Below are 12,423 nucleotides of genomic sequence, written 5' to 3'. Positions count from 1 at the left end.
TCTTTTTTCATGGAGGTGAAACCATGGAGCGATTACGTAGAAAGCCGTTGAATGAAATCTTTGACGATCAGGAAAGCATCGAGTCTTGTGGCTATTTGTCTCTTAAAGAATACAAACGCTTGGTAGACAAAGAAACGGAACTGACTGAAAAAGATTTCCGAAAGCTTCTTAGGAGAGCCAGTGCATTGTTGGACATCCAAACGAGACGTTTCTATCAACGCAATGATCTCGAATCAGATATTCCAATGCGGCGCAACGCTTTTAAATTGGCTGTTGCCTATCAAATCGAGTACATGCATGAAGCGGATGCCACGACCACGTTTGGCATGCAGGAGCCTGACAGTTGGTCCATCGGACGCATGAGTGTTTCTAAGAGTAAAGGTGGTTCATCATCCACACATGAAACGCCTTTGCTTTCTGGGGACGCCATGATGCAATTGTCAGGAACTGGGCTACTATATCGTGGGGTGAGTAGATGAGAATGCCACCAAAACGATTTTTTCCCCATGCAATGATCTATCGGAAAAAAATTGGTATAACCACAAGAGGCGAGCCAATTCTTGAGGATGAGCTTGTAATTGAGAATATCCGCTTTGATGACACGGTTAAGTTTGAGCCACGCGACATCGATGGGAAAGTACAAACGCCCAATGCATTGATCTCTATGGTCAAGAAATACACTGGACCATTACCGATGTTTGCTGTTGCAGATCAAATTGAGATCTTTGGCAAACAGTACACGATCGCAAAGGTCATTCCGTTGATTGCCGATTCACCTGATCCATTTGGCTATGAGATCGAGGTGGTCTGATGTCTGGGATCAAGATTGACATTGAATTGTCTGGTGTCCGATCAAAGCTTAGTGAAGATAACCTTAAACTTGGTCAGTTGAACATGGCCAACCGAATGCTACAAACCATGAACGAAACTGTGGTGCCGTGGGATACCATGCATTTACGCGACAGTGGTCACGTTTCCGGAAGAGGTGATCAGCTAGTGTGGGATGTTCCTTATGCTGGCCCTCAATATTATGGAGGTCGTAAACATCAAACAACTGGTGCTTGGATTCCATTTGTGAATAAACAGCCCGGCACCGGTCCTTTTTGGGATGAAGCCGCGAAACCGCTATTCATGAGTGACTGGTTACAGGCATTTAAGATTGGAGCGAAACTATAATGGATTTTATTGATCGGCTGCAGGAAGTAGCCAGCAAAATCGATGTACCAGTGATCATCCAAGCCATCGATCAGGAGGAGTCAATCCGGTTGGCACCTTTACCGGGAGGACGTACAGCGAAATCGTACATGAATGGCGACAAGGTCAAGGAATTGCCTTTTGAATTCCGATTTAAAACGAAAAGTTTTTCTGGCGATCGAATCATTTATCTATTGTCAGAGATCTTAGAAAATGTGACATCTATCCCATCTGAAAATGGTTCTTATCAATTCATGGCGTTGACGATTGCCAATGAACCTTTTTTACTTGGACAAGATGATCAAAAATTCTTTTATTATCGCTTAGTTGTACAAGCAAAACTTTATATCAAAAAACGAAAGCAGGAGAGTGAAGACTAAATGAAAAATGTAAACAGCGAGCGTGGCCATTTTATTGCGCCATTTACGAATATCAACACACCACCAACGGAATCAGCGTGGGTAGAGCTAGCAGACGGGATTGAAGATATTTCCGATGCGACGACAGAAACAACAGAAGAAAAAGCCTATTACAACGGCGTGAAAACAAACATGGTCAACAGTGTATCCGGTGCGTATAACATATCTGGTGACTATGATTCTGAAGATAAAGCGCAAGAAATGATTGCGGATATGAAGTACAAGACCGGTATTGGTCGAAAAGTTTGGCATCGAGTGGTAAGTGCCGACAAGACGAAACAATGGACTGGTCATGCGACAGTGACGGACATTGTGGCTGGTTCTGGTGCAGCGGATGCCACAGAAGACTTCTCTTGTACGATTACCTATGACGCAACACCAACTGAAGGTGTCCCGGGATCTGGGGGAAATAATGCAGATGCGGCGTTGAATTCGGCGCCAGTTAATGCCAAAGCAAACAAGAAAGAAGAAACCAAGTAAGAGGAGCGTTTAGCGCTTCTCTTTTTTACATACAAACAAATGGAGGAAACAAACATGGTAAAAATCCCAGTAAAAACAACCCAACTGCCGATTGAAATTGGCGAACATACATTTTACATCGACACATCGGAAAAAGGTGCAGAGGCATTTTGGAAATTGGTTGCAGGATATGCGGAAAAGTCCTCCAAAATCACGAAAAAGTTGGAAAAGGAACAGATTAAACCAGAAACAGCCAAAAAGAATGCACACGAAGCATTAGAAAAAGTGATCGAAGATCTTTTAGGTCCCGGCGCATTTGAAAAATTGTTTGAGCTTTCCCCTGACTATACGTTGATCTCCGAGTACTATATGGAGATTTGTTCAGCAATCGGAGAAGAAATAGGTGATCGAAAAAAACAATTCTTCGATAAAGTGCAACACTACTTAGAAGGTTAAATCAATGAAATTACAGTATCGATTAGAAGACACGGTGGAAATCGAAGGTGTAAGTTATCCGATCGATCTTTCTTTCGATACGGTACTTCGCCTTTTCGATTTATTAAAAGACCCGGGACTATCGGAGCCAGAAAAAATCCTTTTAGGCATCAATCTTTTGTTAGGTGTTTCATTTTTATATGACATCGAAACACAAAATACGATTTTTTTGTCGATCTTGGAGACGTTTGATATTTGGGAAAAGCCGAAACCACGATACGACAAGAAAGGCAACAAATTAAAACCAAAAATGAAAGAGATTGCGGATCAGCATTTCTCTTTTGATTACGATGCGCCAAATATCTACGCAGCCTTTTACCAAGCGTACGGAATCGATCTGTTTGATCAGCGAGGAAAAATGAGGTGGGAGAAATTTATTGCTTTGTTTGGCGGATTGCCGGATGAAACAAGATTCCGCCAAATCGTATCCATTCGGACGAAAAAAATGCCAACAGGAAAAGGGAACAAAGAAGCAAAGGATGAGCTTCGGAAATTGAAGAAACTCTATGCACTACCGAAAGAAGGTGAAGAAGATGAGCAGAAGTGATGGCAAGGTAACGATCGACATTATTGTCAATGGGAAACAAGTCACGAAAGAAATCGACACAGTCGAACAAGGTTTTTCCCGACTAGGTAAAAATGCCGACGATGTGATGAAAAAAGTCGGTTCTGATATGGGAACAAACACCGAATCAGGTGCCAAATCCGCTAATAAAGCGGTGGATTCGGTGGAAAAGACGGTTTCAGATCTAGGTAAGACGACTGAATCATCAACGTCCAAAGCAGGTAAATCAATCGGCGATAACTTTGATTCGGGATCTAAGGGAGCTAATCAAGCGACTGATAGTGTGGCCAAGACTGTTGCAGATCTAGCATCATCTGTCGAATCTTCTGCACCACATATGGGGCGTAGCATAAGTGAAACCTTCTTAAGTGCTGCTAAAGATTCAGAAGCATCTACGTACAAGATATCAAATGCGACAGGAGAAATGAGCGGAGCTGTTGAAGCCCATGCAACCCGAGCATCCAATTCAATAGCCAAAGGGTTTGAATCAGGAGCAAAAGATGCAAGCAATTCCACAGATGGGATTACTAAGTCTGTATCGAATATGGTTGGTTCAGTAGAAATAGCTATGCCAGGACTAGGTGGTGCAATCAGCGAGCCGTTTATTATAGGGTCGAAACATGCCACCGCATCAATGGATGCGATCAAACAATCCTCTGCTAAAATGGTGCCAGAAGTAAATCTGGCGGCAACAGCAGCTGGAAATAGCTTGTCTAGGCACTTAGAGGCTGCTGGGAAAGATGGCGCACGATCGATTGCAGATGCAGTTGCTATCATGAAAAAGGATCTGGGAGATCTCGGAGATAGTGCGGAACAGGTAGGAAATCAAACAGGCAATGCCTTTCATATTCCAGAACCGAAGGCGAAAAAACTAACCGGAACGATCGGACAATTAAGTGCCGCAATGTTAATCACGAAAGGTGCTACAGCAGCATTGTCTATGGCTAAAGGGTCATTGGACAGTGCTTTTGGTCGTATTGATACACTGAACAACTTCGAGAACACCATGACGCGATTGACTGGCAGCTCAGAAGAAGCAGCTGAGGGCATGGAAGGTGTGCGAGATGCGGTAGTTGGCACAAACTATATGCTTGATAGCGCTGCTCAGACGGTGCAACGATTGGTTATGCAAAATAAAGACCTTGAGAAATCTACGGAAAGCTACAAGGTTTGGGGTGACGCAGTAGCCTTCTATGGTGATGGATCTGCTGATGCGATGGATAACGTCATGGATGCGATGATCCAAATGCGCGCGACAGGCACAGTCAACATGGCACAGATGGACCGCATGGTGCGTCGTGGAGTTGATCCGTGGGAAATATATGCAGATGCCACAGGTCGTAGTGTCGGGGATGTACGTGATGCCATGCGCGATGGCGAGATGGGTGCTAATGAATTCTTTGATGCAGTAGAGCATGCGATGCGTGAAGGAGGTAATGAACTGGCTTCTGTTACCGGGATGGCCCAACAAGCAGGAGATACGTGGAAAGGCTCATTTGCGAACATGGCCACTGCCACTGCAAGGGGAACCGCAAGCATTATTCAATCTACTGATGAAGCATTTGGAGAAACTCGCTTTGGATCCATGAAAGAAAATGTCCAAGGGTTTGGGAAAACCTTTGAAGGTGTGTTAAACGGTGTAGCAGGTGTTATTCCGCCAGTTGTTTCAGCAATTGACACGATGGTAGGCGGGGTTATTGACCTTAAAGAATCATCGGTTATCTTGGCACCAGCGATTATTGGTGTAACCACTGCAATCGCAGGGTATATGGTCATCAAGAAAGCAGAGTTGTACACTCGCGGCTTTATTGCTTCAATTAAAACTTTAACTGGTGCTAAAACAGCTGCAGCTGCAGTTACTAAAACTTTAACTGTGGCGGAGAAAACACATTTAAGTGCTACGGCCAAAACAAAGGCTCTCATGGCAGGGTCGGCAGCTGGAACCAAAGCTTATACATTAGCTACCGGAGCTCTTACTGCGGCGAAGATGGCGCTAAAAATGGTTATGAATCCGCTCGGAGGGACCTTGACCTTGCTTGCTGGTGGTGCAGCGTGGTTAACCAAAAAATGGAATGACAACCGTAAAGCGGCAAAAGAGTTAGCAAGTGAAATTGATGGTTTAGGTGATGAATTTGACAGCCTTAACGATACTTCTGAATCAAATGCCAAAGCTTTTGAAGCACAAGGAAAAGTTATTGATTCAAATACCGAAAGGAACAAAGACCTAGCTGCAGAGTTAGAACGATTGACCGCAATAGAAGGAAAGTCAGCTGCTGAAAAGCAATTGATGGCCGACACCGTCGAAGAGTTAAATAGTTCAGTTGCTGGGTTGAATCTTGCCTATGATGAAGAATCGGGCCTGTTAAATGCCACAACCGAAGAAATTCAAAAACGCATTGAGGCTTCTAAAGGGATGGAAGAAGTCAATAGTCTGGTGGAACGTCAAAACCAATTGACACAAGAAGCTGCTGAATATGAGACGACCCTTAAGGAAGTTGCGAAAGAACGAGCAATGCTTGAATATGATGCTGCTGTATCAGGGGTCGATGGCAAGAAAGCTGTTCAGGAATCCCTAGCAGAATTGGATGCTAAAGAAGCAGAGGCTATGGGGAATCTCGAAGGCATTTATGCCGAAAAAGACCGACTTTCGGATGAAGAGCAAGCGAAAAGACTAGAAACATCTGAGGCTACCGCAGCAGCAAACGAAATGATGATCGTTTCTTATGCAAATTTGAGTGACAGTCAAAAGGCAGTAGTCGACGAGTTAAATAGTCAGCTAGATAGTTTTCAAAAGAAGAATGAGGATGTTTTCAAAGATGTGCCTGAAAAAGTAGAGTACGGCATGGGGCAGGCTAGGCAACATCTGAAAGATCACCTCACCTATCAAGCCGAACACGCTGACAATATGGAGAAATTGTGGGCTAGAGCCGGGGATGGTATGGATACAGGCTTGCTTGAGAAGATGGCAGAAGGCACGCCGGAGATGCGAGCTTTGGCTGCAGATATGGTCAATGCTTCTGAAGAGGAAATGTCGAAATTGTTAGAGGAATACGCCAAAATTGGTGAAAATGCACCGAAACAATTCGCCAAAACCCATGGCCTTGGAGAAGAAGATGTGCGGCTTGCTTCAAGAGAGTTAGCCAATGTATCTGTGGGTACTCTTCGGGATGAATTGGATAAAGCGGATTTGACCTCCGTCGGCAAAAAAATTCCTAAAGAAACCGCAGAAGGAATGGCTGAAGGTGAAGAACAAGTTGCAGAAGCGGCTGAGAATATCGCACAAGTTCCGGGACAAGTGATTGAAGAAACGATTGCTGAAACGAACTACGCAGAAATTACAGATCCACTTGCCAAGGGGACGTCAGACGGAATTTTGGCAGGGATCCAACCTGTTGAAGATGCATCGAAAGAACTAGCTGAAACGCCTGAGAAATTATTTGGTGAAGTGATCGATCAAGATGTTTTTGTCGCTCATGGTGAGACGCCGGGTAAAGGATACGTTGAAGGCATCGATCGAAGTAAGGAAGCAGTTCAGGCAAGTGCCGCCGAATTATCAGGTGTGCCACGAGAAGTCTTTGAAAAAGAAATGGATCCAGAAACGTTTAAAGGATTTGGCGTAAATATTGGGGAAGGTGCAGCTGGAGGGATAGATCAATCTGCCCCGCAAGTTGAAAACGCCACGAAGCAAATGGCTGAATTGGCAAACAAAGCTTTCCGTAAGGAAAATGATATCAACTCACCATCTGGTGTTTACCGAAAGTATGGTGGTAATATTACGACCGGTCTTGCCCAAGGAATCGAGCAAAATAGCAGCGCACCTGAACGAGCGATCGTACAGTTGGCCAAGAAATTAATGTCCTTACTAGATAAGGAGTTAAATGCCAATCAGATGGGCAAACAAATCGGGAAGCCGATGGTCGAAGGAATCGCCCAAGGGATTGATCAGAATTCTTCCAAAGTACTTAGTTCAATTGCCAAGATGACGGATGAAATGGTCAAAAAGTCCAAGAAGGCTGCAGAAGACGTCGTCAAGGAATTTGAAAAGATGGATCGTGATGTGGATCGAACTTTGCAGAACATGCCAAGGATCGCCGCAGCCACTATGCGTGAATCAAATCAAGCCTACCGTGAGGGGATGCGAGATGCGAATGACACAATCCGTGAAGGTGCTCAACGCATGCCAGATCAGATGAGTCATTTACCTGATCAGTTTTATCGCATCGGACAAAATTCTATGATCGGTTTAAATAACGGCTTGGTAGCTGGTCAAGCACAAGTTTTAAGTACTGCAGCTACGATTGCCAATCAAGTGGCCCAAACGATGCAGCGTGCCTTAGATATCAATTCGCCATCAAAAGTAATGGAAATGGATGTGGGACGTTGGATACCTGCTGGTATCGGTGAAGGGATTGAACGATTCAAGCATTTTGCACTAGATGCCATTGAGGACTTGGGCGCACAACTTGTTTTGCCGAATATCCAAGCTGAATCAGTGGCTATTGCTGGGAACGCAGGCTTTGGATTATCGTTGCCAGCGGTCAAGAGTGGATCGACAACCACCAACCAAACGATCCATAATACACCGCATATAGATATTCGTTTTGATGAGATCACAATCAATGATAATCGTGATATTGCTGAAATATCGGAGCTTCTGGCGGAACACACGGCAGATGAAATGAGGAGGAGATTAGAGTGACAAGTGGAGAACCTTATTTTGAATTTAATGGCCATAAGTCGATTGACAAGAACCTCTATCTCCTGAATGAGATGGAGTTGACAATTCCTGAATCAGATCTTCGATTTGACGAGGTGGACGGCCGGCAAGGCGCAATCATTTACGACAATGAACGAGAAAAAGATATTATCAAGACATTTCCCATGGAACTTAGAAAAGAAGCAGACAAGTCGCTTTTCCAACAAGTCAGAGAGATCACTCACTGGCTGAAGGAACCAAAGCGATACAGTCGGCTTCTTTTTTCTGAGGATCCGGAATACTTCTATGAGGGCATCTTTCACTCTCAAGTTCGTATTCTCGATCGATGGCGTGATCACTTTGACGTGGCATTGCCTTTTCGTTGTAAGCCAGTAATGTTTCGGCTTGATGGCCAAACTGCTGTTTCTATTTTATCCGGACGTACACTAGAAAATCCTGAATCGATTCCTTCACTGCCGATCATTCAATTTAGATATAGCGGCACGGCTGATGCGACCTTGACCATTAATGGAAGGCAGTTCCGTATTTTAAGAGCGGCCGGAGCTGGGTTGATTACGATTGACAGCGAACTAGGCACCGCTTATCGGGATGGAATAGCGAATATATCCAATGCAATCCTAATGCAATCTGATGGATATCATGTGCCTCAGTTGCAATCAGGCAATAATACTATTTCATTTACTACACAAATCACACAAATGATGATTACACCAAGATGGAGGTCGATGGCGATATGAGTGTGCCAATTCTTTACAATGAATCGAATAACGATTACAGCACGCTCGGTCTAGGTTTATTGAACGAAGCAAGCAGCGTGTTGGCTGTAAGGCATAGAAATCAATTTCCATATCTTACCTTCAACTATCCGATCAATGGCCAGCTATTTTCTCAGTTGAAAGAAGGGAAGAAAGTAGTTGTTGATGTTGGTCCGAGTACAAGATCAAAGCGTCAACGATTTGAAATCGTCCGGATCACCAAACCGCAAAATGGTCTTGTGTCGGTCTATTGCGAACACATTGCTTTGATCACTGAAAAAACTGCACTAAACAAAGGACAGAAGCACACCGCTATTTCGGCGCAAGAGGCGTTGAACCAGTGGCGTGCTCTTTTAGTTCCACAGCGTGATTTTACCGTGTTTACGGATCTGACAACGGTCACTGCAATGGATTTTTCCGAAGTTGGTCACTTTGAAAGTGCCGCTGAAGCTTTGGGTGGTAAAGAGGGCTCAATTCTTCAAAAGTATAATGGCGAATACATTTTCGACAATAACGAAATTCGCTTGATGCGAGAAGGTGGTAAGGAGACCGGAGTTGTTATTGCGTACGGTAAGAACTTAGTGGCTCTCGTTCAAGAAGAGACGATCGAGAGTACCTATACTTCGATTCGACCATATGCTCGAGCGAATGAAGAAGGGGCAAATGAATTGGTTCTTCCAGAAGTCATTATTGATGGTCCACACGTCAATAATTTTCCGGAACGACGTGTTCAGACAGTTGATCTAAGCAGCCGCAATCCTCAAACAGTCGCAGAGTTGCGCCAATTCGCCCAGTACTATATTTCGAGCAATCAAATTGGCGTTCCTAAAGTTAATCTGAAAGTGAAGTTTGCGGATCTATACAGCGCTACTGGTGAAGAGCAACATCGACTGCTTGAGCAATTGGAACTATACGACACCGTCACCGTGGCTTTTAACAAGCTAGGTGTCAAGGTCAATGCAAAGATCAATCAGACGGTTTGGAATGTGCTGTTAGATAAGTACGAATCGATTGAGATTGGCGATTCAAGAGCGACATTAGGGTCCAACCAAAAAGAACAGGATCGCGATCGTGAGGAACAAATCAATCGACCACCAATTATTGGACCCGGAAACATAGCAAATGTTCGACCTGGCACGATTACAAATCTAGTCGCGTATGGCGGCTTTAGCCAAGTGATCTTACATTGGGATATGCAAGGGCTAACGGTCAGAGAATATGAAATCTATGCCTCTCAAGAAAAAGGGTTTGTTCCGGGACCAAGTAATCTGTTGGGGACTACAAATGTGAATGCTTATACCCATGGAACAGAAACCAAGTTGCAATGGTATTATCGTGTTCGAGCAGTTAACCATCATGATGTTGCTGGTCCATTCTCAGATGAGGTATATGGTCAAACAGCCAATACAAAAGAACTGGATGAGCTAGAAGGAATCTTGGATGATTTGAATGATCGGATTCTTCCGGAACTGGATGAGCGGTTAACTGAGAATGATCAGATCCTTTATGAGTTGAAGGAGAACATTTTGCCGGATCTTGAAGGAAGGCTGAAAGATCTTGAAGTCGAAATGGATATACTCACCACTGTAAAGTTACCGGGACTTGAGCAGAAATTGATCGATAACGAGCTTGCTTTAAATGAATTGAATAATGTTTCTTTACCACTGTTGGATGATCGGTTGAAGTCAGCCGAACAAAATTTTCTTGATGCACAAAAACGAATCGATGATGCAATGGCAGATATTCGTGAGGTTGAGGATCTGCTTTCTGACTGGCAGTGGCAAGACACGGTTGAAATTGACGGCGGGAAAATTCGAGCCAATACGATCCAAGCGTTGTCTATCATGGCAGGAAGCATTACAACAACTCAGATTCAAGCAGGAAGCATTGTTGGGAATGATTTGGCCATAAATACAATTACAGCCAGAGAAATCAATGTCCAAACGATAACAGCAAACGAGCTTGCAACCAATGCAATTATCACAAGGCACATATCAACCAATGCGGTAACCGCGAATGAGATAGCCGCCAATACTATAGCTGCAGATAATATTTCCACAAATGCAATTATCGCTCGTCATATTTCTACTAGCGCAATCACGGCAGAAAAGATCAATACGAACGCAGTAACGGCCATAAAAATCAACGCAGGTGCTGTCACTGCTGAGAAAATTGCGACAAGTGCTGTGACAACAGTCAAGTTGAACGCCGAGGCGGTAACGGCTGCTAAAATCGCTGCCAATACAATCACAGCAGCGCAGATTGCATCCAATACCATTACGGCCAATCAGATTGCCACAGAAACGATCACAGCGAATCGAATTGCAACAAACGGTATCATTGCGCGCAATATTACGGCAGGATCGGTCGTCGCAGACAAATTGGCAACTGGATCAGTGACAGCAGTCAAAATAGCTGCTGGAGCCGTCACCGCTGATAAAATCGTCGCTCGAGCTGTGACTGCGGATAAATTAGCGACAAATGCCATTCAAGTTGGCTTTAACAACATGGGGAATAGCTTAAGGTTGACACCTACGACGTTGGCATTTTGGCAAAGCACCTCAGTGCGGTTTATGGAAATGACTGGTCTTCGTCTTGAATTTTTCACTGGTCAAAGCACACGTATTGGTGGTTTTGAGCGAAGCAGTATGAGTGGGCGGACTTGCGTCGCGTACTTTGCAAGAAACTCTTATAGCTTAGTGTTGGGACGAATAGTCAACTCCGCAGGAACGAGTGAACAAAGAATACCTGTGATGGAAATTCAAGGAAATAACGCTGCAATCCAGATGCACGCCAACATCAACATGAATAGATGGAGCATTACCAATCAATCCGATATCCGCTTGAAAGAAAACATCCAAGAAACTTCTGTTTCAGGCATAAAAGAAACAAAACGAATTCGCATGGTTGATTTTGATTGGAAACAAGACTATCGTCCAATTGACAAAGACACTCCGCCACCAACTACTCGTCAGTTTGGAATGATTGCCCAAGAGGTACCTTTCTTACAAGCAAACATTGATGGGGATAATCATTATTTGTCGATTGATATGAATAAACAAGTCAATCTTAATACGAAGACCAATCAAGAGTTGATCGCGATCGTTGAATGCCAAGAACAGCGTATTCAAAAATTAGAACGAGAAATGGAGAAAATCGCATGAAGATTACCCTAAAGAATTATGAACTAAGTGCTGCTCTTTTATTTATTCAAGAAATGGCGTTGAAAGCTGCAGATAGCCGCCATCGGTCAAAGTTTAAAAGTTCATTGATTGAAGCAGTCAAGGGGCTACAGGAATCAGAATTAGAATTATATGAGTTGTATGGGGAAAAAGACTCTGAAGGTCAATTGATCATAAATGAAGAAAAAACTGGTTATGAAATCAAAGCGGAAAATCGCCAACAATTCTATCAAGAAATGAATGTTCTATTAGATGAAGAGGTCGTGATCAAGAGTGGGTTATACGCCAAAAATTTCGAGAAGTTTGGACAAGTACTTGGCAACTATGACGGTGTCATCTCAGGTAAGGAAGCCGATATTTACGACCGCCTAATGGACGAATTTGAGAAACAGGAGGAAAAACAAGATGTTAAAGACTAACAAAAGCACTAGTGTAAATGGACAGGTAATGATTGACGAAACGATGGTTGTTTATCTATCGGCTTCGATCGATGAAGATAAAGGTGTGTCAACGTCACCATCAATCAGTATCCAAGAGCCCGATTTATACCAAAAAAACAAAAAGACTTGCCGTGATGGAATTCAAGAATTTTTAAAAGAACTGTGGGTTTTAGAAGACAAAGCTTGAAGGAGGACGG

General features: G+C 43.7%; 12 protein-coding genes. All 12 read left to right on the top strand.

Annotated elements, in window-relative coordinates:
* Positions 1–23: 23 nt before the first annotated feature.
* Genes IGI77_RS09210 through IGI77_RS09155 form a run of 12 tightly spaced genes read left to right on the top strand, consistent with a single transcriptional unit; the run spans position 24 to position 12,413 of the window.
* Entirely contained in the window at positions 24–479 is a 456-nt protein-coding gene (locus tag IGI77_RS09210) for a hypothetical protein (RefSeq protein WP_413156161.1), read from the top strand.
* Positions 476–811, top strand: a complete 336-nt coding sequence (locus IGI77_RS09205; RefSeq protein ID WP_413156162.1) for a putative minor capsid protein — start codon at positions 476–478, stop codon at positions 809–811. The genes IGI77_RS09210 and IGI77_RS09205 overlap by 4 nt, the downstream gene beginning before the upstream one ends.
* Positions 811–1,176, top strand: a complete 366-nt coding sequence (locus tag IGI77_RS09200; RefSeq protein WP_434233507.1) for a minor capsid protein — start codon at positions 811–813, stop codon at positions 1,174–1,176. Before IGI77_RS09205 ends, IGI77_RS09200 begins: the two co-directional genes overlap by 1 nt.
* Positions 1,176–1,574: a phage tail terminator protein gene (locus tag IGI77_RS09195; protein WP_434233505.1), complete on the top strand. Its 399-nt coding sequence runs from the start codon at positions 1,176–1,178 to the stop codon at positions 1,572–1,574. The genes IGI77_RS09200 and IGI77_RS09195 overlap by 1 nt, the downstream gene beginning before the upstream one ends.
* On the top strand, positions 1,575–2,093 hold the full coding sequence (locus IGI77_RS09190; RefSeq protein ID WP_438769900.1) for a phage tail tube protein: 519 nt from the start codon (positions 1,575–1,577) through the stop codon (positions 2,091–2,093).
* 54 nt (positions 2,094–2,147) lie between these two features.
* Entirely contained in the window at positions 2,148–2,528 is a 381-nt protein-coding gene (locus tag IGI77_RS09185; RefSeq protein WP_438769899.1) for a hypothetical protein, read from the top strand.
* A gap of 4 nt (positions 2,529–2,532) precedes the next feature.
* Complete coding sequence (locus IGI77_RS09180; protein ID WP_270290199.1) at positions 2,533–3,114, top strand: Gp15 family bacteriophage protein; 582 nt, start codon at positions 2,533–2,535, stop codon at positions 3,112–3,114.
* Complete coding sequence (locus IGI77_RS09175) at positions 3,101–7,831, top strand: tape measure protein (RefSeq protein WP_438769898.1); 4,731 nt, start codon at positions 3,101–3,103, stop codon at positions 7,829–7,831. The genes IGI77_RS09180 and IGI77_RS09175 overlap by 14 nt, the downstream gene beginning before the upstream one ends.
* Entirely contained in the window at positions 7,828–8,586 is a 759-nt protein-coding gene (locus IGI77_RS09170; protein ID WP_438769897.1) for a phage tail protein, read from the top strand. The genes IGI77_RS09175 and IGI77_RS09170 overlap by 4 nt, the downstream gene beginning before the upstream one ends.
* Positions 8,583–11,768 carry a phage tail spike protein gene (locus IGI77_RS09165; RefSeq protein WP_438769896.1) on the top strand — a complete coding sequence of 1,062 codons (3,186 nt, stop codon included), beginning with the start codon at positions 8,583–8,585 and terminating at the stop codon, positions 11,766–11,768. Before IGI77_RS09170 ends, IGI77_RS09165 begins: the two co-directional genes overlap by 4 nt.
* Positions 11,765–12,205 (top strand): DUF1617 family protein, encoded by a 441-nt coding sequence (locus IGI77_RS09160; RefSeq protein ID WP_438769895.1) that lies wholly within the window; start codon positions 11,765–11,767, stop codon positions 12,203–12,205. Before IGI77_RS09165 ends, IGI77_RS09160 begins: the two co-directional genes overlap by 4 nt.
* Complete coding sequence (locus IGI77_RS09155) at positions 12,192–12,413, top strand: hypothetical protein (RefSeq protein WP_016612289.1); 222 nt, start codon at positions 12,192–12,194, stop codon at positions 12,411–12,413. Before IGI77_RS09160 ends, IGI77_RS09155 begins: the two co-directional genes overlap by 14 nt.
* Positions 12,414–12,423: the final 10 nt, after the last annotated feature.

The sequence above is a fragment of the Enterococcus sp. DIV0213h genome, assembly GCF_051711285.1.
GTDB lineage: Bacteria > Bacillota > Bacilli > Lactobacillales > Enterococcaceae > Enterococcus_D > Enterococcus_D casseliflavus.
The sequence above is the reverse complement of the archived record's forward strand: the minus strand, read 5'-3'. Positions and strand labels throughout refer to the sequence as shown.